Origin of the sequence: Flavobacterium soyae (assembly GCF_045348165.1) — a bacterium.
Taxonomy (GTDB): domain Bacteria; phylum Bacteroidota; class Bacteroidia; order Flavobacteriales; family Flavobacteriaceae; genus Flavobacterium; species Flavobacterium soyae.
The window spans coordinates 860,474-884,424 of sequence record NZ_CP150845.1; the positions used below are offsets into that span (position 1 = coordinate 860,474).

Below are 23,951 nucleotides of genomic sequence, written 5' to 3' on the forward strand. Positions count from 1 at the left end.
TAAGTTAATGACTAAAACTCATTTTGTAATTACGAGTTGTAAGTATAGGAATAGTCAAAACGTTACAAAAAAAGATTATTTTTTTTGCCCACTGATAAAACAGATTAAACGGGTTAACGCAGTATTAAATTTGGTTTTCTGTTATTTTGTGTAAATTAAGCGTTTGAATTCGGGACTTTCTCCAAAATTTAAAAGTAGGCCGACTTCCATTTTTGTCGATTTGAGATAATTCATTAATTGGGCAATGTGAGAACTTAAAAGGTATTCACAGGCTTTTAATTCTATTATGATTACATCATCAATTACCAAATCAGCATAATACTCGCCAACTAATTGATTTTTGAAATATACTTTGATTTGTTTTTGAGCTTCGACTTTATAACCTAAAGATTTTAATTCAAAATACATCGCATTTTGATAAACCTTTTCCAAAAAACCATAACCTAATTGGTTATAAACATCGTAAAACACTTTTAGAATAGATTTTGATTTTTCTTTATGTAATAAGTCAGACATTGTACGCAGTGTAAACCTGTTTAATTCGTTTAATCAGCGGCCTAATATACGTAATTTCTTAATAATTCAAGAACATCACTTATCTCTTCTTCAGAATTATAACTGTGAATGCAAAAACGCAGACGTTCCTGACCTTCAGGAACTGTTGGAGAAAGAATTGGTTTTACATCAAAACCTTTGTCCTGTAATTGCTGGGCTAGTTTCTTGACGTTTTCATTTCCCTGAACAATAGCAGACTGAATTGCTGATTTGCTTCGAACAAACATTGGTTTTAAACCCAATAAGTTTTTCTGCTGATTGAAGAAAACAATATTTTGACGTAACTTTTCGATTGCCTCTTTTTCAATTTCCAGTTGTTGATATGCTGTTAAAATTGTAGCAACAGAATGTGGAGATAATCCTGTGGTATAAATAAAACTTCGGGCAAAGTTTATTAAATATTCTTTGAGTTCCGGGCTTCCAAGCACAACTGCGCCGTGACAGCCCAAACCTTTTCCGAAAGTCATGATACGGGCAAAAATTCTATTATGCAATTCCAGGTATTGAAGAAGACCTTCCCCTTTATCTCCAAAAACACCCAGAGTATGTGCTTCATCAACTACTAAATAACAGTTGTATTTTTCGGAAAGCTGTACTAATTCTTCTAAATTCGGGCTGTCGCCATCCATAGAAAAAACAGTTTCCGTAACTATGTAAATATTGGTATCAGGAAACTTTAGAATAAGCCGTTCTAAATCTTCAAAATCATTATGGCCAAATTTATATGATTTTGCGTTTGACATTAAAATTCCATCGCGAATGGAAGCATGACTTAACTCATCATATAAAATTACATCATTTCTTTGCGGTACAGCGCTAAAAAAACCAACATTGGCATCATAACCAGAATTGAAAATTAAAGCCGTTTCTGCGTCATGAAATTGCGAAATAAAGTTTTCTGCAATTTGATACAAAGAATGATTTCCCGAAATTAACCTTGAACCTGTCGCTCCATTTTGAAAAATTTCATTTTCATGCAGATAAGCATGTGTATGTTTAAAGATTGTTTCTGATTTTGAAAACCCAATATAATCGTTAGAAGAGAAATCAACCAGATTATTAAACACAGGAAGTTTGCGAAGCGAGTTATTCTGCTTTCGGTTTTCAAGTTTCTGATTAAGGTTTTCTGGTAATTTCATAAAAACAAAGTTATGAAATAATGACTAATTTCTTTTGGAACCAAATTACAACTCTAATAAAAAAAGCCATTCACTATGTGAATGGCTTTTAAGATTATTTTGAAATTGTTGTTAGTCTACTAAAACAATTATCTTGTTATCTTTCATTTCGATTGTACCTGACGTAATCTTTAATGTATAGGTTTGGTCATTAACTTTCGCAAATTTATCAGCTGCCTCTTTAGAAAAATTGAAACTCGGAGCTGCAATTTTAATAGTTCCTTTTTCTAGAATAGAAACAATAGGAGCGTGATTATTCAAAATCTGAAAGCTTCCATCAACTCCCGGAAGTGTAACTGAAGTTACTTCTCCTGAAAATAATTTTGCTTCTGGTGATACTATTTCTAAAATCATCTTTTTTTTTAGTTAATAGTTGATGGTTGATGGTTGATGGTTGCTTTCTAACAACTGACAACTAACAACTAACAACCAATATTATTAAGCTTCAGCTAACATTTTTTCTCCAGCTTCGATAGCATCCTGAATAGAACCTTTCAAGTTGAAAGCTGCTTCTGGAAGGTGATCTAATTCACCATCAATAATCATGTTGAAACCTTTGATAGTATCTTTAATGTCTACTAACACTCCAGGAATACCTGTAAATTGCTCTGCTACGTGGAATGGCTGAGACAAGAAACGTTGTACACGACGTGCTCTCGATACAGAAAGTTTATCTTCTTCTGATAACTCTTCCATACCTAAGATTGCGATAATATCTTGAAGTTGTTTGTATTTTTGAAGAATTTCTTTTACTCTTTGTGCACAGTTGTAGTGCTCATCTCCTAAGATATGTGGAGTTAAAATTCTTGAAGTAGAGTCTAACGGGTCAACCGCTGGATAAATACCTAACTCAGCAATTTTACGAGACAATACTGTTGTTGCATCTAAGTGTGCGAAAGTTGTAGCCGGCGCCGGGTCAGTTAAGTCATCCGCAGGTACGTAAACCGCTTGTACAGATGTAATAGATCCTTTGTTTGTAGATGTAATACGCTCTTGCATAGCACCCATCTCTGTTGCCAAAGTTGGCTGGTAACCTACTGCAGAAGGCATACGTCCTAAAAGTGCCGATACCTCAGAACCTGCTTGAGTAAAACGGAAGATGTTATCAACGAAGAATAATACATCTTTTCCCTGGTCTGATCCAGCTCCATCACGGAAATACTCAGCGATAGATAATCCTGAAAGTGCTACACGAGCACGAGCTCCAGGCGGCTCATTCATTTGTCCGAAAACGAAAGTAGCTTTAGACTCTCTCATTCCTGGCATATCTACTTTAGATAAATCCCATCCTCCATTTTCCATAGAGTGCATGAAATCATCACCATATTTAATAATTCCTGACTCTAACATCTCACGAAGCAAGTCATTTCCTTCACGTGTTCTTTCACCTACTCCAGCGAATACTGAAAGTCCACCGTGACCTTTTGCAATATTGTTGATCAACTCCTGAATCAATACTGTTTTACCAACACCAGCACCACCAAACAATCCAATTTTACCTCCTTTTGCATAAGGCTCAATCAAATCGATTACTTTAATACCTGTGAATAAAACTTCAGATGAAGTTGATAGATCTTCGAATTTAGGAGCTTGTCTGTGAATTGGCAAACCGTTTTCTCCTGTTTTAGGTAAATTACCTAAACCATCAATGGCATCTCCAACAACATTAAATAATCTTCCATATACGTCTGGACCGATTGGCATTTGGATTGGATTTCCAGTTCCAACTACTTCATATCCTCTGCTTAAACCATCTGTTGAATCCATAGAAATGGTACGAACAGTGTTTTCACCAATATGAGATTGTACTTCTAGAACTAATAAAGTTCCATCTTTTTTAGTGACTTCTAGTGAATCATAAATTTTTGGAAGTTCAACATCTTTACCGTTGAAAACTACGTCTACTACTGGTCCAATGATTTGAGCAACTTTTCCTATTACTTTTGACATTACTTATGTATTTATTAAATAGCTATTTAGGTTTATCGAAAATACCTCTTTTTTCAGAGCGCAAAGATAATTTTTTAAAATATAAAATCAATTTTTTTTTCATAAAAAATAGAATGATTTTGTTTGATTCATAAAAGCAGACTTTTAAACTGTCATTTATATCATTTTTTAACGAAATAAAAAAGCCACTACATTTTAAAAAACGAGTGGCTTTCTTAATTAAAAAAATGGTATATTATAATGACGCCGGATATTGAATTGGATATAAAGCCAAATCAACATGACGAAGTGTAGAACCGTATTTTGCGTTTATTGCATCAATAAATATATTAGCAATTAAACCATATCCTCTTCCGCTAGGATGTACCCCATCTAAAGAAAAAGCACCACCGGTTACATAAGTAGATGACATTGTATAATTTCCAAATCTGTATCCTCCGCTTGCTAATTGTGTTAAGATCGCTCTTGTGTCAACAAAAGCCAAGCCTTTTTCTGCAGCTACTGCTGCAATTGTTGTATTATATGCATCTGTGGCAGTTTTAATTTCCGCAATTTCTGTCGGAATCAAAACGTGTTTATCTTGCAGAGGATAAGTTACCCCAAATTTATCTAATGGTGCAGGCGGTGCAATACCAAGTCCTGAATCTGAAGCTTTAGGAGCAGCTCCAATATCTGTTCTTGTTGGAAGCACTACCAAGTCTGTCGCTTTTGCTTGTCTTGCCTGTCCAAAAACAGCTCCGTAAAAAGCTGCAGTCTGTGCCCCTAATGAAGGCGTAAACGCTGCAGTCAATTGAGCTGATAAATTAGTTAGAGATTCATCTTTTATTAAAACCGGGTTTGCAGCAGTTTCAGATAATAAATTAATTCTATCACCTGCCTGAAAAACTGTTAATGCTTGTTTTAAAGGACCGTATAATTGTGCGTTTAACGCTTTTATCGTTGCTTTACCTACTGCTTCATTATTACCTCCAAGAGATTTTGCAGTAAGTGGATTATAAGGAACTGTTGTAAAATATGGCAAAGCTGTAATATAAGGAAGATTTGCTACTACTCCTTTTGCTCCATTTGCTGTTAGAGTTGTTGCCAATGTAGAATATACATTTGCAAAAACAGTTGGATCTGTGATATCATTTCCTCCATAAGTAGCCGGGTTTAGGTTTCCTTTTTGATCTTTTCCAATTCCACCAGAAGTTGCATAACTCAAAACATCATTTCCTCCAATGAATAAAGAGAAAAATGTTGGTGCCTGTGCTGCAGCATCTGCCAAAACTGTTGTTGAAGGTGTACTTGCAAATCTTGCAAAATACGGATTTGCTGCTCCTGTAGCCACACCGGCTACATTCCCATATCCAGCAGCAACTAAGTGAAAACTTTTTGCTCCCGGAACTCCTAAATTATTAAACGGACCTGTAAGATGAGCTGTTATTTCGGTTGTTGGTTTTCCTGCTACATTTACCGGACCCTGGCCGTTAAAATACAATCGGGTTGCGGCAACCACATTTCCTCCTAACAATAAACCTCCAAGATTATCATTCATTAATGGAGTTGTAAAAGTTCCGCCGCCAGCCGCCACAAACTGCTGTGCTAAAATATTAGTATAAGCCCCTTCCTGTCCTTTTTTGAAAAGAGCATTGTCGCTGTAACCAGCAGCAAAAGAATCTCCAAGAGCAACATATTTTGTAAAAACTGCCGAGCCGGGAATTACCGGAACTTCTTCCGGAGTATTATTGTCATCATCGCTATTACAAGCTGCCATAAAGGTTAAAGAAACCATTAATAGCCATTTTATATTTTTTTTCATGTTAGTACTTTTTAAATTATTACCTCTTCATTTTCATTGAACCGCTTCAAAGAAGCCGAATCAATTTCACACAAATAATTATATCATTTAAGGATTAATTGTCCACGAAGCAAACCATTGCTGACCTATCATTCCCGCTCCAATTACCTGAAGATAATCTGATCCGAAAAGATTTGTTGCACCAACTTTTATAACCGATTTTAGTTTTGGCAGCGCATAGTTTATCTGAGCATCAAGAACAGTATTTTCCGGAATCATTCCATCTCCAAAAGAAGACTCCCATAAATATTCTGTATTCCATCTTACATTAACATTGAATCCTAAATTTTTAGCTACTTTAGAATTTCCTAAAGAAGCTTTAATTCTATGTTTTGGAGTATTAAATCCTGCTACGAAATCAGGGTCATCTTGCTGCTTAAAATTAAACTGAGCATAATTGTAATTAACTCCTAATTCAAAATCTTTATATACTTTTTTAGACAAACCAACTCCAAATCCTAAAGAAGAAATCTCTGCTGTTGTATTTGTATAAACCTGATAAACTCTTCTGTCTCCAAAAGCTAACGCTTGGTAAGTCTGCTGTACTGCCGGATCTGCCGAATTAGTTCCTACTGTTCCATAATAAGGAGAAATAACTCTCGCAGTGTTCATGAAATCATTATAAATATTGTAATATCCGTTAATATCAATTGATAAATCATTTTGAACTACTGTACGGTAACCCGCTTCAAAAGCCTGTACTTGTTCTGGTTTTACCAATCCGATATTAGCCACCTGAAGGTCATTTGGATTTGAGGAAGCTGCAAATGCCTGAACTGATGCTACAGTATACGCATTATGATATGCATTTTGACCAGACATATTAATAGTTGCTGGCTGTCCTCCGATTGTTTGTCCTGCCGCACTTACATTTACAGTCTCCTGAAAACGATCTAAATTTTCTGCAGCCGAACCAATTAATGCAAATGGTCCCAGATCTAGACCAATATATTGATCTTGTGTTGTAGGGTTACGGAAACCTGTTTGATAAGACAATCTGAAGTTATGTCTTTTTGATGCCCCTGCAGAATATACAAATGAAACTCTAGGCGAAACATTTCCGTCAAAGTTTTGACTTTTATCATAACGCAATGATCCTGTAAATTTCAATCTGTCGTCAAGGAATTTTTTCTGTAATTGTGCATATGCACCATATTCTCTGTACTCAATTGGCCCGTCATAATCTGTAAAGATTGTTCCTTCAGAGTCCATTATGTATTGTCTCCAAGAACCACCAACCTGAACTTCAGCCCATTTGATTACATCTCTAAAATTATAATTCACATCTGAGTGATATAATTTTGAATGATCGATAAATTTAGCTCCTTGTGTTAAATCAGGATTTGAAACTACTGTAGCTAAAGCGCTATTGAATTTTGCAGAACCCGGCTCAAATCTAGGCGAACCTGTTGGGGCCGGAATAAATGATATAGCAGCTGGAAGTACATTGTAATCGGCAAAATTTCTTGCTATTGCAGCAGATTGATTTGCATCTGTTCCCATAACTGCACCTGCATATTGGTAAGCTGTTGCGTAATTTGTAAACCATTCTGTATCTGATTTCGCCGCTCTGTTAACATTCCATGCCGCAAATCTCATATCGTAAGAGTCTCCAGCATCTTCACTTGTAAAATATATTCTGCCAAAAAAGTTTTTCCCTTTTACTTCAAATTTACCTTGCTGCATTAAGAAATCTTTTAAAGCATATCTGTTTGCTCCTTGATAAATCGTACTTCCTGTACCAATTTTATATTGTAATATAAATTCTGTATCGTCTGCCCAAGGTTTAATATGAGCACTAAAATCAGCTTTCATACTTTTAACTTTATTATCAGTCAAATCTTGTTCACGATAACCCGTTCTGCTTACCTGACCAACATTCGAAATAAAAGTAGTTACCTCGTCACCATATATATTCAGTCCATCATAATTTTGATTCACTGCATGGCTGTCACCTCCCGTTGTCATACTTCTTTTATCTCCTGCAATCCATTCGGTTGCTTCCATATAAGTAAAATTAGCTTTCATAGCAAAATGCTTTGTAAATGCTTTTGCTGCTCTAATTCCGAAATCATTATAATCATTTGTTCCGGCAATATCCTGGCTGGTTTGTCCATATTTATAGTAAACACTGATTCCTTCATTTGTAAAAGGGCTTTTACTATTCATAAACATAATCCCGTTGAATGCGTTTGCACCATAAAGAGCAGAAGATGCTCCAGGCAAAAGCTCAACACTTGCCACATCAATATCAGATACACCAATTAAGTTTCCTAACACAAAATTTAATGCTGGCGAAGAGTTATCCATTCCGTCTACCAATTGCATAAATCTCGTATTGGCAACCGTAGCAAAACCACGGGTATTGATTGATTTAAAAGAAATACTGCTCGTGTTGAAATGTACTTCTTTTAAATTTTCTAATCCGTCATAAAAACTAGGGGCCGTTGTATTCTTAATTTCCTGAATACCCATTCTTTCGATAGTAACTGGCGACTCAATAACTCTTTCAGGAGTTCTTGAAGCAGAAACCACTATCTCGTCTAGTTTAGTTTCTTCATCTTTTAAAGCCACATTCACTTTTTGGTTTGCAGATGTAATGCTGATTGTTTGGGCTTCAAATCCTACTGCCGACACTTTTATCGAAAAAGGCAATTTAGCGCTTGTGGTTAATTTAAATGTTCCATCAAAATCAGTTGATACACCGTCGCTGCCTCCAAGTACAACAACATTGGCACCGGGAATAGATTGTTTGTTACTATCAGTAACAGAACCTGTAATTGTATTCTGCGCGAAGGATATTCCGCTGAAAAACAACATAATTAGCAAGTAGACTCTCATTAGGGTTAGTTTTTGGTTAGTTCTTATTAGTTTTAATAGCCAAAATACAAATATTTTTAATATTAATAAAAAAACGTTAAAAAAAATTCATATTCAACACAAAATTTTAAACTATTTTAACTATTTCACAATTGATTTTATTAGATAAAAATCAATTATAAAACAAAGAAAAACCTCAATACTATGCATACATATAAAATTTGAAAGAAAAATTGCGGATTTACTAAAAATACAAGGTCCAGAAAAAAAATTTGACAAATAAAAAAAGCGAGGCCTAAATCTCGCTTTTTTTAACATTACTTACATTTCCTTAACCTATTTAGAATTTGATTCTACTTTATCTAATCGGTTTTGTAAATTGGTAATTTGTTTGTTCTGTTCAATAACATACAACGTTAATTCTTCGATTTTTTGAAGTAATTTAGCGTTCATTTCTGCCAGCATAAAACCGTTCTTTTCTATTTCTTGGGCTGAGGGAATTTCTGGCAAATGATTATTTTGCTCAATATACTCTTTAACTTCCTTCAAGGATTTTAATTTGTAATCTTTTGCGAAGACATAATCTGGCCAATTCCAGCTATTCCCTGATTTCACTACAACTTCTTCACAACCAACAATACCTTTTACAGCGAGCTTATTTCCATTTGAATTGCTTGTACCAATAGAAACATCACCAGTATTTCTGTCAAAACTCATAAATTGCAACCCTTGAACGGTTCCATTTCTTCTAAAAATATCTAAATTCCCATTTATCGGATTGTCATAAAATGCCCAGCCATATTTGGCATCCGTTGGAATTACTGAATTCAAAACGGCCAAAAAAGGCGTAGAACTACTAGCTCCATGATTCAAAAACAGAGGAGTACTTTCTCCAATAGCAACGTCTCCAGTATTTCTATTAAAACTCATAAATTGTATTCCTTGTGAAGTTCCGTTTCTTCTAAAAATATCCAAATTACCATTTGTAGAATTATCATAAAATGCCCAGCCATATTTGGCATCCGTTGGAATTACTGAATTCAAAACAGCTAAAAAGGGTGTAGAACTACTGGCTCCGCGATTGAGAAACAAAGGACTAGGTCCTCCTAATGTTAACATAGAGTTTGGATTTGAAGTTCCAATTCCTATATTATTATTTCCCGATGATCCTTGAACTATACCACTTGGTGTGTAAATTTGTGCCTTTACAAACGATATAGAAACTAATAACACTACAATCGTTAACTTACTTTTCATATATTTTATTTACAATTATCTTTCTTTATTATTTCTAAAGAATTCTGCAGGTTTTTAATTTGTTTATTTTGTTCAATAACATACAACGTTAATTCCTCAATTTTTTGAAGCAGTTTAGCATTCATTTCGCCCAGATTAATTCCGTCTTTCAAAACTTCTTCTTCATTTGGAATATTTTCTAAATGACCTTTTTCTTTAATATGCGTTTCAATTTCTTCAAGTGTTGGCAGGTCATATTCTTTTTTAAAGACGAAATCAGACCAGCCTGCTGCCTGTACTTTTACTTCTCTTGCTCCAATTGAACCTTCTACCGCCAGTTTATGAGTTCCTGTTGTAGTTGTTCCTATTCCTAAACTTCCATTTGAAGTTAAAATCATTTTTCTAGCCCCAAACGAATCCCAGGAAAATAATGGTCTATTAACAACAGCAGAACTACTTATCCTAGAGTCAAATACCATAATAGGATTTGCACCATTATCACTAAGGCCGTCAATACTTCCTGTTAAATAAAGGGCTGCCCTATTATCCGTAATATGATATCCTTCTATGCACGGCATAAATTGTCCGTCTGTATTTGTAGAATTGGCTATTTTTAAATAATCTTTAGAAGCATCGGTGACATTTAATTTTAGCAGAGTTTCAGCACCAACAACAGCAGTGCTTGTGATTTCTAAATTTGCAGATGGAGCTGTTGAACCAATACCAACTTTTCCATTTGTAATTTGCATAACGCTTCTGCTAGTCCAGTCACCAAACCGAATTCCTCCATACCAATGTATATCCAATCCCGAGGAGCTGGGAACGCTATAATGTCCAATTGTATAATTATTTGCATCATTAAATCCTACAATTGGCAAGGTAGTTTGACTATTGATAATAGATGTAAATGATGCGAAGATCATTATAAGCCATTGGTTTAAATTTATTTTTTTCATTTTATAATTAATCGATGATCATTTTATGTACGTTTTTAAAGTTTAGATATATCTCTTTCAATCTTAGTCAGCCTTTCAGAAAACTTTTTAAGCATTTCATTCTGAATTTTTAAATCTTTGATTTCTTTATTTTGCTCAATAACATAAAGTGTTAATTCTTCCATTTTTTGCAGAAGTTTAATATTCATTTCAGACAAATTGATTCCGTCTTTTTGCATTTCCTGAGCCGAAGCAATTTCTGGTAAATGTTTATTCTCTTTAATAAATTTATCTAAAAAGTCTAACGAATTGAGGTTGTAATCGTTTTCAAAAACAAAGTCGGCGCCGGCATTTACTGTTACTTTTACTTCTCGTGCATGAATATTTCCTGCAACAGTAAGTTTTTCTGTTGGATTTGATGTCCCTATCCCAACATTACCATTTTGAATTGCTTTAATTGCAAGAGAAGCTCCATTTGCGGTATAATTGTTTCCAACATACAAATCCCAATCAGTAGTCATTGGTAAAAATTTTGAAACGGCCAGATCATTTCCAATCACATTCAAAGCGGTAAAAGCACCATTTGAATTTAACGAAACAACTTTTATATAAACTGTAATGGGTACTGTAGTCGTTCCATATGTATTAATTGCTCGTATTCTAAATCGTGGGTTTAAATATTCTGTATTACAATCAATTGTAAAATTTGTATTAGTGCCTACATGAGGATTGTTGTTTGTTCTCCCAACTTCTCTCCATAATGCAGGATTTGCATGCGATAAGGATGCCAAGTGTGTTGCTGCCGCAGCTATGCCGCCACGCGTATAATTTATAGAAACCTGATAGTTACCGCTTGCCCCTGCAGACAATGGACTTACTTTTACAAACTCAATATAATCCCCTATAGTATATCCAGCTGGAAATGTTACACTGCTTTCGTATTCATTTATATAAACCGCCTTATAAGCTTTGGCAGAAAGAAGAGGTGAACATAAAATAAGTAATGTTAGAATAAATAAGTTTTTTTTCATTTTTATTTTTTTAATTGACAAATTATTTTTATTTTAAATAATTTCTTACAAAGATATAAAATTAAGTTAAATCCTGTTAATTTGAAAAATTGAAACGGTCTAACTTATCGTTGCCGCACGAATTCTTTCATGTGATACATTTTTATTTAAACATCAAACAGTTTATAACAATTATAACATTAACTAATCCTATACCTTAAATCTTTTCTTTTAAATTCTCAACTGCTTTTGTATCATAGATTAACCGATGAATCTTTAATCATCAGGCTATATAGAAGGATTCGTTTGCTGCAGGGATCCTCTGGATGGTAAAAGGATTTTATCTTTCTTAACTTCTAAAAAATATTTTTAACTACCAATCAGGTTTCCAATTTTCTAAAAATTCTCTAGGTACTCTCTTCTTAATGAAAATTTCTCCATATTTATAATGATCTTTTAATTTAATTCTATCACCAATTATAACACCTTTTTTATTACTAATATATAAAGAGCAATCGCCAATAGTAGATATTTTTGTTTTTATAATACTATCTTCTAGCCAATAATATCCCATCTTAGCTCGTCTTGGATCAAAAAAAGAACGCTCCAAATTTAGAGTATCAGTTTTAAGGATAATAAAAAGTCCTAACTTTCCATTAGGATAAAACTTCATATAACTAGTATAAGGATAGGAATTATCATCATTTTTTTCAAAATAAACATATTCATTTGATATGTTATTCGTACTAAAACTAATTGATAATTTGTACAACGCAAGCGTGTCTATTATATCATAAGCTATAAAAGGTTTTAGTCTATTTATTTTTTTTCTTGGCAAACCAAATTCAGAAACCATCCCATTATAGCAACAACTACTTAATAAAATTATTATACTAAAATTTATAATTATCTTTTTTACCATGATGTAAATGTGTTAGAGGATTTATATTGAAAGTAACCTTTCCAGTTCCATGATTGATTTTCGAATCCCATTTGTCTCTTGTCAAAAAGTGATTTACCATTAAACCAAGGTATTCGTAAATTGTGAATTGCTTGATCTTGTATAGCATGTCAAATATGCTCGTTATTCATACCTAATACTATATCTCCTCCGTAACCCCCCTGCTGGCGCGAGCATCTTGCTCGTGAACACCTGCTGCCGCACGAATCCTTTCGTGTGGCACGTTCTACTTAAACACTAAACATCCTGAACCCTTTTTATCTACAGTAATCAATTGCACCGCTATATAGAAAAATCTAACTTTGATCACTATACCACACGAAAGGATTCGTGCGGCAGCGGGGGGTGGCAAGTTCTATAATCGTTTAAAATTTCAATTTAACATTTTTATACTTTTTCAAGAAAACATTAAAATCTTCTTCGGTCTTAATCGGGTAATCTCCTAACAAAATACTTTTCTGTGGATCATTTTTATTATAAACTACAACAAACTTGTCATTAACATTTGGCGAATATGGCAGTTTATAAAACATCGCATCATAATTATTTACATACTTAACATTGTTTACAATATAAGAATATGTGATAGAACTAAAAGTAGCATTATATGCTACTGGAACTCTATAAAAATATACTTCAATAGTACCAACTATGTAATCGTAGTTCCCCAAATCTCTTTTAATTTTATCTTTAACACCATGCTTTCCCACCAAAAACATTATTAAACCCATAACTATAATTAAAACTAGAACATTAGCATCATACTTTTTAAACATAACATTTATATTTATTGTTCGTAATATTGTAATTGTACTTTTGAGGAATTACTGTTCGTTGCGGAATAAAAACTGGCGTAGGTGGAATAACCACATTTTGTGGCAAACTTCTAACGGGAATTGATTTTAATTGTAATGATTCCTCCGCTGCCGCACGAATCCTTTCGTGTGGCACGTTCTACTTCAACACTAAACATCCTGAACCCTTTTTGTCTACAGTAATCAATTGCACCGCTATATAGAAAAATCTAACTTTGATCACTATACCACACGAAAGGATTCGTGCGGCAGCGGGGTGATTCGTGCGGCAGCCCGGGGGTCTAACTACAATAAGTTTTCAAAAGAAATTTTGTTATAATGGATCCCCAAATTATTGATGTAGAAAAAAAAATAAAAAATAAAAAAGTTAGCAATATTGAAATTTTGTTGCTTGAAAAAAACTTAGGTTTTTCCTTGACTATTTTTATGGCTCTTTTAGATTTATAAAAATAAAAATAATTAAATAAGTTAGCTAGACAGATAATACTCATCCATATAACACCATTTGTTTGCATACACTTATAAAAAATTAATATTATTTCTAAGATTATATTTAAAAAAAATCCCTCTGTAGCACTTAAAGCAATTATTGTTAATAAATGAGGTTCATTATCTTTAATTATCTTTTTATAAAATAAATAATAATAATAATAATATATAACATCCATAAGATTCTTTTCATTTAAATTAATAACCGAAATGTTCTTCCCTAAAATTATACCAATAATCATTTTTCCATTGTTGATACCAAGTAGTCTTTGTTATTGCTCTTCCGCCTTCCCAACCAATACCCCAAGCGACTCCATAAGTTCCTCCAAAGGTTGCATATAAATTAGAAGATTGTTCCATTATCATACCTGACATATTTAACTCTCCATTATTATATTGATTATTTATTGACCAAGCGTTATAAGTTCCAAGCCCATATCCGCCTATCTTAAAACCAGTTGAAACTCTTGATGCCAAAGCTACTTTTCCTCCTGTAGCTCCATTACCGTTAAAATGCTGACCATATGTCTTCCATTTTTTTATACTATACCATGTTTCTTTATTAAACATTTTATATTCTCCCCTGCTGGCGCGAGCATCTTGCTCGTGAACACAATCTAAATCAATTTATATTTTACTATAAGATAAATTCCTGTTTTGTTAGCAAACTTGCTTTTTTCTACTCATCTTTTTTTTTATTTATCATGAGCTAACTCTCTTTGCGTTCACGAGCAAGATGCTCGCGCCAGCAGGGTGATTCTTTTTCTTAGAATAATTTGCAAATTCAGCATTATATTGTTTCCATCTACCTTTATAATGTATTGTTATATAATTAAAGGTAAACACTATTACAGCTGGTATATAAACAATAGGCATTGAAATATTTAGTTCAGTAGATATCTTTTTGTAAATTGTATAATAATTAGCTAACGAAAAAAGTCCCCAGATTTCTAAAGCGAGCATAACAAGACTTGCTTTATTTACTGTAAGAAATTCACCTCCTCCCAATTTTGAAGTATATTCTATAGAACGATAAATTTTATAGAAAAAATAGTAATAACCTTTTTTGATAAATTTCATAATATTAAAATTTCATTGCCCTAGGAAAAGCCTGATAATTTGGATTTATAGCTCTGTTATCACTATATAAGCTTTCCTGATCTATTGCTAATTCTACCAACCCCTCCTCATCTCGGATAAAAAGCATTTATTCTATTATACAATTAAAAAATTAATCAATGACTTTAACTGGTATTAGATTTTTAGACTCAATTATTCCATGATAAACTTTTACGTTATTCCGTTTTATAGTTTGTAAAATATCTCGTGGCAAAACATATTTATAGTTTAACGAATCACTTGCAATTGATAATTTAGAAAAATAATCTTTATCTCGATTTAAGCTTACAAATCCTTCTCTTACAGCATCAAAACTCGTGGGTCTATTTAAATTGATACTATATTGAAAATAAATTATTTCATTAGGATGAATAAAAAACATATTGTTTCTCTCATAGAGTCCAAAATACTTTAAATCAATATTATTACCTAACAGATGTTCATTCCTCTTAAAATCCTCCATCATAAAATTAATACAGGTCTCCGCTTCTAAACCGCCATTTAGGTATCTCATAATCTCATATTTTATTTCGATATTCTTGTTATCGTAAATAAGCAGATTAACACCATTTTTATAGATAGCTCTTTTTGATAGTTCTCTCTGGTCAGTCAAATTGTTAATGAAATAAATTTTATCAGAATTATTCTTTAAACTATACTTAATAATATTTATGGAATCTTTCTTGCTATTTTTAGAATAACAAATAAGATCATTATTTAATAATAGCAATTCTAAATCATCTTTTTTATCAATTTTATTACATGTTGTAACAAGAAACAATACTGCTACTACAAATGTTTTTATAGTTACTTTTCTCATTTTATCCATTTCGTTAACATATATTTGTAATATTTATTCCCCTGCTGGCGCGAACATCTTACTCCTGAACACAATTGGCATTTTACCACTTCTTTTTTAAGAAAATCGAATAGAAATCCTTTCCTGCTTTCTCTTGGATTTCATATCTATTCCAAAACCTTTATTGGAACCTTATTTTTAGATTCAATAATACCATGATAAACTTTTACATTATTTACTTTAATCGTTTTAAGAACATCTTCTGGTAATTCCCCCCTGCTGGCGCGAGCATCTTGCTCGTGAACACAATCTAAATCAATTCATATTTTACTATAAGATAAATTCCTGTTTTGTTAGCAAACTTGCTTTTTTCTACTCATCTTTTTTTTATTTATCATGAGCTAACTCTCTTTGCGTTCACGAGCAAGATGCTCGCGCCAGCAGGGGATAATATAAAACATTCATCATACGGGTCTATTCTAACGATATTGACTCCAATCTACCTCACCCATTAAATAAAATGAGTATATCAAATTAATGATTATTAAGAATATTATTCCAAACACGATCCAACCTCCAATTCGACTCTTTTTCTTAGAATAACTAGCAAATTTAGTATTGTATTGTTTCCACCTTTCTTTATAATGTATTGTTATATAATTAATGGCAAATACTATTACAGCTGGTAGGTAAATAATAGGCATTGAAATATTTAATTCAATATATATCTTTTTGTAAATTGTATAATAATTAGCCAACGAAAAAAGCCCCTATGTTTCTAAAGCGAGCATAACAAGACTTGCTTTATTTACTGTAAGAAATTCACCTCCTCCCAATTTTGAAGTATATTCTATAGAACGATAAATCTTATAGAAAAAATAGTAATAGCCTTTTTTGATAAATTTCATAATACAGTCGCGTCCTATCGATACAAACTCCAATCCACCTCACCCATTAAATAGAAAGCATAAATCAAATTACTAATTATTAGCAGAATTATTCCAAACACAATCCAACCTCCAATACGATTCTTTTTCTTAGAATAATTTGCAAATTCAGTATTATATTTTTTCCATTTACCTTTATAATCTAATGTAAAATAATTAAATGCAAAAAGTAGTATTACTGGTATATAAGTAATAGGCATTGTTATTGTAAGCTCTGTAAATGTTTTCGTATAAACTGCATAATATGCCCCCAATGATATCAATATCCATACCTCCAAAGCAAGCATAACAAGACCTGCTTTAGAAGATATAAGAGTTTCTCCTCCAAACGACTTGGAAGTATATTCTATAGAACGATAAATTTTATAGAAAAAATAATAGTAACCTTTTTTTATAAATTTCATAATATTTAAAATTTCATTGCCCCTGGAAAAGCCTGATAATTTGGATTTATAGCTCTGTTATCTCTATATAAGCTTTCCTGATCTATTGCTAATCCTCCCCAGCCTTTAGGATAAAAAGCATCTATGCCAAAGTAAAGCGTTGAAGGAATAGCCATCAAAGGAGTTCCCCAAGTCCCCATTGCTCCCATAACAGTATTCAATCCTGCTTTAGCTGGATGAACGGCATTGGGAGAGTTTGGATCGAGTTTGTAATTCCATACACCAAAAGCATCCATAGCAAGCCCTAAATAAAAAGATCCTTTACCTAATCTACCTGCCCATTCTCCGACATTAGATCTAGGAATTGTCGCTTTTGTCATTGGAGCATCTCTAAACATACTAAGGTTTCTGCCCGATAACTCATAATTTGCTGAAATTCCTCTTCTGATACCTTCTGCATACATTCGCTCTGAGTTTAGACCTCCTTTAATAACTCCTATGGTGCTAGCAACACCAAAAGCCCAATTCACTTGACCACCTGGTCCATACCAATTTCCTGAATCTAAATTACCGGGGTTTACTGGTGCCCCTATGAGGCTGGTAGTATTCAAATTCAAATAACTGCTTCTATTAGGCGGCGGTCCAGAACTCTTATTTCCACCTCCAAAAAGAGAGCCAATATTCCTGCCAATAAAATTGATCCCATCACGCACTGCCTTTCCTAACGCTGTACCCGCTTCGTCAATATTTCTGGCACTTGCCCATCCACCTACCCAATGATTGATCCCATCGGCAAGAGGTTTATGGTCTTGTATCTTATCTGGGTTATAGACAGGATAATTATTGTTCGGGCAATTTCTGCAGTCTTTACCATCCCCAAAAGCATTTCCACTAGGGTCGGTATACTTCAATGGATTATTTACCACATAACCATATTGGTTATAATTTTGTGTATTCGTTGGATCTTGTATATAGTTATCTACCTGTAAGAACCTATGTAACATAGGGTCATATAACCTTGCATTCATGTTTATTAATCCTACACTTTGCAAATGCTCATGACCTGTATAGCCTCGATCTAGAATGGTTAATCCTGAAAGGGTTTTGCCACTGCCATCTTGTACTTTTATAATACTTCCCCAGGCATCAAACAAACGTTTTTCCGCCACAGTAGCATTAGCATCTGTTATGGCAAGTATAGTGCCCTGATAATCACGATGTAAATATAAATAATTTGCAGAACCGCCTCCATCACTTTTTAGTGCTATTGGTGCAGAATAACCGTCTCCTCCAATATAGGTAATAAACTCCGCGGTTCCTGTTTCTGTATTTTCTTTAATTTCGATCGTTCCATCTGCAGAATAATGTTTGCGAAGTTTTAAGCCTTCATCATACATAGTACTGCGTTGGTTATTGTCATTATAAGTAAAATTTATTTTGTCTACCCCAGTTTCTATAATTTGAAGCGGACTTTTGAAAGCGTTATATGTAATGTCTAATTTTCTTTCTGTTGTTGCAGGATTACTTGTTTTGCGTATTTGTACATCATCAAACCATACATTACCAGAACCCACAACATCTAATCGCAATCGCAAACTGGTAATATTTGATGGAACTTTGAAGGTTTCTGTAATGTAAATCCAGCTGTTTTTTGTATTGGTACTAACCGATTTTACATTTGTATAATAACCTGTTTCCCCCGTTTTATACATAAAAAGTGTTAATTGAGCTGTTGGATTGTCTGTATAAACCCATCCCGAAAAAGTATAATCTGTATCTGTTACGTTAACAATAGAAATTGCTGCATCTGCCTGAACATAACTTGTTGTAACTCCGCCAACAGTTGTATTTATTTTAAGGGAATTTTTTCCGGTATGTGCTTTTGTATCGTCAAACGAAATACATTGCGGATTATTGGCTCCCAATGACCAGCCTGTTCTGTTCTCCATACTGTCATTAAAAATTCCTTCGCGGCTTGCATAATACCCATATGCCTCTGGTGCAAGTGTGATAGATGTATTTTGATATGGTTTCTCTGCACTATAATTATACGTTCCTAATGAATTATTTTTTATTTTCCCAGACACTTCATAATTTTGAGTTTCCTCAATTCCAAGTTTATTTGTAAATTTTGTAAGCCTGTCTATTTCATCGTATTTAAAACTTTCTTTATAATTATTAAAAGCGCTATTCGTGCGGTTTTCTAAGTTATCAGTCTTAAAATCAAATTGAGTGTCTAATGTCAATATATTCCCTTGATTATTTGCTTTATCATATTTTATTTTTGATAAATAACCATTCGTATCATATTCACTTGTAGTTTTTATTCCATTACCTAAAACACTTTCTGTTATTTGGCCTTTAGCGTTTAGCTCGTTAGTCTGCCATAATATCTTTTTTGTTGTATCATCTGCAATAATTTTATATAAACCGCCATTTTTGTATTCTCTTTTTGTCGTTACAGTACTTATTTTGGTTCCTAATTGTGCCTGTTTGGTTTCGGTATCTACTCTTCCTAAGTCGTCATACGTAAATGAAGTCGTAAATTTTGAGATACTGGTTTTATCCTCAACAATTTTTATAACTCGTTTAAAAATATCATCGTAAGTATATGTTGTTATAATTTCATTTTTTCCAGCAGGTTCTTTTTTATCTTTAAAAGTTACTTCAGTAATAAGCTGTGTTATTAAATCATATTTATAAGTAGTTTCTGTATCAGTTCCTGAACCTATAACTGTTTTTTTAGTTGGCTTTCCATTGCTGTCTCGGGTTATTGTGGTAACTACTTCTCCATTTTTGCTGGTTTCTGTTTCAAGCTCACCTAAATCATTGTTTTTATAGGTAAACTCCCCTGCCGATGGGTCCTTCATCTTACTTTTTCGTCCCCAGCCATCTTGTTCAATTATTATTTTTACGCCGTTATAATCTGTTTGTTTTAGATTTCCATTAGCATAATAATCGTATTTAATAGTTCCTCCTGTCGTTTCTGTTGAAGAAACAACATTTCCAATAGCATTTTTTATAACACTTTTTGTTTTTTGACCATCAATAACACTTGACTTCAAACCATCATATTTAGCCGTTACTGTCCTTGTGGTAAATAATTTACTTTCTTCTGGTCTGCTGTAAATATCAAATTTTGTCTCATTCCATTGTACTGGATTTACTCCAAAATAAGGCTCACTCGTTTTATAATTTCGATCAAAAATATCATACATAAATGATATTGACGAAAAATTGCCATTTAAGTCTTTTTGAGATGTTTTTATTTTTCGCCCAAGATCATCAAATGTTTCTTCGCTGGCGCTTCCATCCAAAGCATCCGTTGTAGTTGAGACAACCGTTTTTTCTACATTCCTTGAATACGCATAACTTATTGTTTTGTTTAATTTCTCATCTTTCGTCGTTAACTTTTTAAACCAAGGATCATAAGTATAGGATGTCGTTAAATTATGCGGATTAATTTCGGATTTTAATGTTCCATTTGGATTATATTCGAATGTTGTAGAACGCTTTTCTACATCTGTTATTTTAGTTAAAAATCTGCCTGACGTATCATAGCCATAACTAGTTTCTCTTGGTGATAAACCAACAGCTGTCACTTTATTTTTAAGAAGATTTCCAAAACCATCATAATCGTAATCTTCTGTAATATAATTGGTATTAGTGCCTTTTGTATTCTTTTGTTTAAGAAGTCCGTTAGCGTAGTAATCATATTTTTCTTCAGAAGTCATTGTGCTGCCTGTTATAGCAACACTTTGTGATTTCTTTAATGGCCTTCCAACTATGTTAGATGTTGGAGTAACATTATTATAATAATCCGTGTCATCAACAGTTGTTTGAATGGTTGAAGTGCCTTCTTTTACAAGAGTTGTTGTTTTTAGAGGATTATCATACGTATCATACCTTATAGATTCTTCAACATTTGTATTATATATTGTGTTTGTTACCTTGTTTACTGTGTTTTTTAATCTGAAAACTTTGTTTGCCAAAAGATCATTTTCATAATTTGAAATCGATTTTGTGATAAAGTCAGTAGGCGTATTCGGTGAGTTATTTGCTCCCTCTACTATTTTTGCAGAAAACGTACTTCCTGCTTTTATTGTCGTATTTGGTTTTAATGTGATACTTTCTGTAGCAATTAAATTATCAGACGTGATTACTGTATAATCTTCATTTTGACCTTTTACAATTACATTAGGTGTTTTAGCTCCAACTTTCGCTATCAATGGTTCTCTAAATCCCTGCACATAATAATTCTCAATATTAGCACCTCTTAAATCAAGATCATTTTTTGTAATAGTAGAGAACATTGCTGTAGTATCATCATACCAATCTGTTCGACTTACTGATCGAAATCCCATAAAACCTAATCCTTCGACATTTGTTACCGCTCCGTAATAGGCAAATAATTTTTTCTTATAAACATCCTTGCTTTGTCTTTCCAATTTAGAAACCACATATAAATTAGGATCAATAATAATATCTAAATTAGGATAATTTGCAATTCCTTTACTGGATTTATAAATATTGGTATATTGATAGGTATTGACAAACCGCGTATCTAACGGAATGTAGGTTATGGCCTCTTGTACCCCATTACCTGTTGTAATATTTGTTAATAAATTGCTCTTTTTATAATCATAGCCAGAATTGAAAAAATGAATCTTATTATTATTAAAGAAAGCTATTTCAAGTGTAGAATTTACTTTGTTTAAAGTACTATTACTGCCCAAAGACTGAGGTAAAAATACAGGAAGTGCATAGATATTAATATCTGGCTGTAGTTGTGTTGAACTAACTTTCGGATTAAGGACAAAATCACCATTAGTATTTGCATGACAAAAAACACTAATAAATCCTTTTCCATTTTCAACAGCATTCTTAACACGTATTAAATCGGCCCTTCCATCATTATTAAAATCTGTTGCAAAATAATTATACGTTGTATACGAATCATTTTTATCAAAAACAGGTAAATACGTTTTTTCTTCTTTTATCATTGTAGTTCCTGTAGAGGTATATTTATACCATTGTGAAGAACCAAATCCTTTTGGAATCATGATATCCGATTTTCCATCTCCGTTGTAATCCCCGATTAAAATAGGAAAGGTAATTGTTGAGTAAGGAAACCCCGTTGAAATAGCACTATCAAAAGAAGGACTTTTATATAAAACGACCAGCTTATTTTCTACGTTAAACGAATAAATAGTCAAAATACCTGTATCGAAGATAAATAAATCAGATTTCCCATCTCCGTTAAAATCTGCAACCTCAACTCTAGCTGTTCCTGATAATTTAGTTAGTAGTTCTCCTGGCAATGTTAAATAATTTGTATTATCTCTTTTTAAATCGATAAAATATACCTGCCTTCCGGAAACAATATCTCCATTAGGAGACTGGCTGTCAATAATCAAAATATCCGTTAAACCATCTCCATTAAAATCTCCTGATACAATTTTTTTTGGAAAAATAGTTTTTGGGATACTAACCATTCGGTCGTATTGTTTTATTATATTAACATTCCCAATTATACGTTCCATACCATAAACTGAAAAAGTATAATCAGTATTTGATTTCCTTACAACGACCCAGCCTTGTGGTAACACCTTATTGTCTGAACTTAAAAATGTAGCCGGAAAAATATCTTCAAATGCACCTACAGGATGTTCTAACCCCATATTAGTAATATCCCCTGATTCAATCCCTGCATATAGCCAATACTTTGTTTTAGCATCAGAACCAAGTGTTGGATAAACTAAACAATCCATTTTGCCATCTCCATCAAAATCGCCAGAAACCGCCCCAACATTTAATGATTTTATATTTCCAATATTTAGCGATGTAGTTATATCTATATACTTTAATTCTTCTGAAGTCATTTCATAGTCGAAAAGTGTTGGGTTATAACTTTTTGTGCCATCGCCGCTTGTTTCAGTAACTTTATTGATACGATCAACTACCAGATAAGAGAAACCATAGTTTCTAAATCCTATTCCGTTAGTAATAACTTTTATTTCTTTTAATCTTTTACTACGTATAACATTTAATCCTCCAACATAATAATTTTCAGGAACACCTCTGTCTTCGTATGTAAATTTTACTTCATTAGGATGAGTACCACTGACTAAAGCTCCATATTTAATCGAATCTATATATAAAGTATTATTTAACAGAATGTAATTATAATTAATTCGAACTCCTTGTGGGTTTTCAAAATATAAAATTGACCATTCCATGATTGACCTAGAATCTGTGGAATTACCATAATAGGCTTTTGACCCGTCTGGATATTCGACTAAAAAATAAGCTGGGCCATAATTTGCACCAAAAGGAGAAACTCCATAAGAAGTAATTCTAATATTTGAAAAATATTCCGTTTCATAAACTGTTTTATCTGCTCCATAAGCTCCAGTTGTACCATTTTTTACAATCAATCTTTGTCCGTCTAACGCAAACCTATCTAAACTATTAAAATCAACTGGATCTATTATTCCATCATGAAATTTAGTAGATGGAATTCTGGTAATGGAAGAAACTCCAGAAATATCCCATCCTCTTGCAGCATTTCCGCTAAGTCCATTTTGACTATTATAAATTAAACTTATTTGAGGTTCTGCATTATTAAGGCCTTTAGGAATCGAAATAGGAATTGTATAACTGGCATTTCCACTTAAAGAAATATTTAATTCTCCCGTTGTAATACCAACTTCATCAGAAGAACCTGTTGGAGTATTTGTTGCCGAAACAGCAGCACTAAGCAATGTTTTATTGTTAGTTGCTGTACTTATTTCAGTACTCCCAATTCTTTTTATTATTGTTGTTTCATTAACAATACTGTCTTTACTACTTTGTCCAGAAACAAATAGATTAACTAATAATGATATAGTAATATAAAACTTCCTCATAGCAAA

General features: G+C 33.0%; 17 protein-coding genes. 1 reads left to right on the forward strand and 16 read right to left on the reverse strand.

Translation table 11 applies throughout. The features are described from left to right. Positions 1-141: 141 nt before the first annotated feature. From AABD74_RS03865 to AABD74_RS03915, 11 genes are all read right to left on the reverse strand, one after another. Complete coding sequence (locus AABD74_RS03865) at positions 142-516, reverse strand: GxxExxY protein (RefSeq protein ID WP_406844736.1); 375 nt, start codon at positions 514-516, stop codon at positions 142-144. Positions 517-557: 41 nt separating this feature from the next. Then, positions 558-1,694, reverse strand: a complete 1,137-nt coding sequence (locus AABD74_RS03870; protein ID WP_406844737.1) for an aminotransferase class I/II-fold pyridoxal phosphate-dependent enzyme — start codon at positions 1,692-1,694, stop codon at positions 558-560. 111 nt (positions 1,695-1,805) lie between these two features. After that, positions 1,806-2,087: a F0F1 ATP synthase subunit epsilon gene (locus AABD74_RS03875; RefSeq protein ID WP_232683021.1), complete on the reverse strand. Its 282-nt coding sequence runs from the start codon at positions 2,085-2,087 to the stop codon at positions 1,806-1,808. Positions 2,088-2,171: 84 nt separating this feature from the next. Then, positions 2,172-3,683, reverse strand: coding sequence for a F0F1 ATP synthase subunit beta (atpD, locus tag AABD74_RS03880; RefSeq protein ID WP_012022907.1), 1,512 nt, complete (start codon positions 3,681-3,683; stop codon positions 2,172-2,174). Between the two features lie 235 nt (positions 3,684-3,918). Then, positions 3,919-5,484 carry a G-D-S-L family lipolytic protein gene (locus AABD74_RS03885; protein WP_232683020.1) on the reverse strand — a complete coding sequence of 522 codons (1,566 nt, stop codon included), beginning with the start codon at positions 5,482-5,484 and terminating at the stop codon, positions 3,919-3,921. An 87-nt stretch (positions 5,485-5,571) separates the two neighbouring features. After that, the gene (locus AABD74_RS03890) at positions 5,572-8,364 is read right to left on the reverse strand and encodes a carboxypeptidase-like regulatory domain-containing protein (protein WP_232683019.1); all 2,793 of its coding nucleotides are present in this window, start codon (positions 8,362-8,364) and stop codon (positions 5,572-5,574) included. Between the two features lie 315 nt (positions 8,365-8,679). Then, positions 8,680-9,600 (reverse strand): hypothetical protein, encoded by a 921-nt coding sequence (locus AABD74_RS03895; protein ID WP_406844738.1) that lies wholly within the window; start codon positions 9,598-9,600, stop codon positions 8,680-8,682. Between the two features lie 5 nt (positions 9,601-9,605). Next, positions 9,606-10,535, reverse strand: a complete 930-nt coding sequence (locus AABD74_RS03900) for a hypothetical protein (protein WP_406844739.1) — start codon at positions 10,533-10,535, stop codon at positions 9,606-9,608. Between the two features lie 35 nt (positions 10,536-10,570). Continuing rightward, positions 10,571-11,545 (reverse strand): hypothetical protein, encoded by a 975-nt coding sequence (locus tag AABD74_RS03905; RefSeq protein WP_406844740.1) that lies wholly within the window; start codon positions 11,543-11,545, stop codon positions 10,571-10,573. 352 nt (positions 11,546-11,897) lie between these two features. After that, a complete protein-coding gene (locus AABD74_RS03910) occupies positions 11,898-12,446 on the reverse strand; it encodes a hypothetical protein (protein ID WP_232683014.1) in 549 nt (182 codons plus the stop codon). Positions 12,447-12,850: 404 nt separating this feature from the next. Beyond that, entirely contained in the window at positions 12,851-13,216 is a 366-nt protein-coding gene (locus AABD74_RS03915) for a hypothetical protein (protein ID WP_406844741.1), read from the reverse strand. A gap of 402 nt (positions 13,217-13,618) precedes the next feature. On the opposite strand from AABD74_RS03915, the gene AABD74_RS03920 reads away from it, so the two are divergent. Continuing rightward, positions 13,619-13,747, forward strand: a complete 129-nt coding sequence (locus AABD74_RS03920) for a hypothetical protein (RefSeq protein ID WP_406844742.1) — start codon at positions 13,619-13,621, stop codon at positions 13,745-13,747. A 240-nt stretch (positions 13,748-13,987) separates the two neighbouring features. Here AABD74_RS03920 and AABD74_RS03925 read toward each other — a convergent pair whose 3' ends face one another. The 5 genes from AABD74_RS03925 to AABD74_RS03945 all read right to left on the reverse strand — a co-directional run bounded on the left by AABD74_RS03925 (position 13,988) and on the right by AABD74_RS03945 (position 23,945). Beyond that, on the reverse strand, positions 13,988-14,359 hold the full coding sequence (locus tag AABD74_RS03925; protein WP_406844743.1) for a hypothetical protein: 372 nt from the start codon (positions 14,357-14,359) through the stop codon (positions 13,988-13,990). A 132-nt stretch (positions 14,360-14,491) separates the two neighbouring features. Continuing rightward, positions 14,492-14,869, reverse strand: a complete 378-nt coding sequence (locus tag AABD74_RS03930; RefSeq protein WP_406844744.1) for a hypothetical protein — start codon at positions 14,867-14,869, stop codon at positions 14,492-14,494. Between the two features lie 151 nt (positions 14,870-15,020). Further along, positions 15,021-15,728, reverse strand: a complete 708-nt coding sequence (locus AABD74_RS03935; RefSeq protein WP_406844745.1) for a hypothetical protein — start codon at positions 15,726-15,728, stop codon at positions 15,021-15,023. A gap of 901 nt (positions 15,729-16,629) precedes the next feature. Further along, the gene (locus AABD74_RS03940) at positions 16,630-17,058 is read right to left on the reverse strand and encodes a hypothetical protein (RefSeq protein WP_406844746.1); all 429 of its coding nucleotides are present in this window, start codon (positions 17,056-17,058) and stop codon (positions 16,630-16,632) included. Between the two features lie 5 nt (positions 17,059-17,063). Further along, on the reverse strand, positions 17,064-23,945 hold the full coding sequence (locus tag AABD74_RS03945) for an FG-GAP-like repeat-containing protein (RefSeq protein WP_406844747.1): 6,882 nt from the start codon (positions 23,943-23,945) through the stop codon (positions 17,064-17,066). Positions 23,946-23,951: the final 6 nt, after the last annotated feature.

What these genes read in the sequence shown, in the direction of transcription:
- AABD74_RS03865 (WP_406844736.1), bottom strand. Translation starts at nt 516, where the DNA reads ATGTCTGACTTATTACATAAAGAAAAATCAAAATCTATTCTAAAAGTG.
- AABD74_RS03870 (WP_406844737.1), bottom strand. Translation starts at nt 1,694, where the DNA reads ATGAAATTACCAGAAAACCTTAATCAGAAACTTGAAAACCGAAAGCAG.
- AABD74_RS03875 (WP_232683021.1), bottom strand. Translation starts at nt 2,087, where the DNA reads ATGATTTTAGAAATAGTATCACCAGAAGCAAAATTATTTTCAGGAGAA.
- atpD (WP_012022907.1), bottom strand. Translation starts at nt 3,683, where the DNA reads ATGTCAAAAGTAATAGGAAAAGTTGCTCAAATCATTGGACCAGTAGTA.
- AABD74_RS03885 (WP_232683020.1), bottom strand. Translation starts at nt 5,484, where the DNA reads ATGAAAAAAAATATAAAATGGCTATTAATGGTTTCTTTAACCTTTATG.
- AABD74_RS03890 (WP_232683019.1), bottom strand. Translation starts at nt 8,364, where the DNA reads ATGAGAGTCTACTTGCTAATTATGTTGTTTTTCAGCGGAATATCCTTC.
- AABD74_RS03895 (WP_406844738.1), bottom strand. Translation starts at nt 9,600, where the DNA reads ATGAAAAGTAAGTTAACGATTGTAGTGTTATTAGTTTCTATATCGTTT.
- AABD74_RS03900 (WP_406844739.1), bottom strand. Translation starts at nt 10,535, where the DNA reads ATGAAAAAAATAAATTTAAACCAATGGCTTATAATGATCTTCGCATCA.
- AABD74_RS03905 (WP_406844740.1), bottom strand. Translation starts at nt 11,545, where the DNA reads ATGAAAAAAAACTTATTTATTCTAACATTACTTATTTTATGTTCACCT.
- AABD74_RS03910 (WP_232683014.1), bottom strand. Translation starts at nt 12,446, where the DNA reads ATGGTAAAAAAGATAATTATAAATTTTAGTATAATAATTTTATTAAGT.
- AABD74_RS03915 (WP_406844741.1), bottom strand. Translation starts at nt 13,216, where the DNA reads ATGGGTTTAATAATGTTTTTGGTGGGAAAGCATGGTGTTAAAGATAAA.
- AABD74_RS03920 (WP_406844742.1), top strand. Translation starts at nt 13,619, where the DNA reads ATGGATCCCCAAATTATTGATGTAGAAAAAAAAATAAAAAATAAAAAA.
- AABD74_RS03925 (WP_406844743.1), bottom strand. Translation starts at nt 14,359, where the DNA reads ATGTTTAATAAAGAAACATGGTATAGTATAAAAAAATGGAAGACATAT.
- AABD74_RS03930 (WP_406844744.1), bottom strand. Translation starts at nt 14,869, where the DNA reads ATGAAATTTATCAAAAAAGGTTATTACTATTTTTTCTATAAAATTTAT.
- AABD74_RS03935 (WP_406844745.1), bottom strand. Translation starts at nt 15,728, where the DNA reads ATGAGAAAAGTAACTATAAAAACATTTGTAGTAGCAGTATTGTTTCTT.
- AABD74_RS03940 (WP_406844746.1), bottom strand. Translation starts at nt 17,058, where the DNA reads ATGAAATTTATAAAAAAAGGTTACTATTATTTTTTCTATAAAATTTAT.
- AABD74_RS03945 (WP_406844747.1), bottom strand. Translation starts at nt 23,945, where the DNA reads ATGAGGAAGTTTTATATTACTATATCATTATTAGTTAATCTATTTGTT.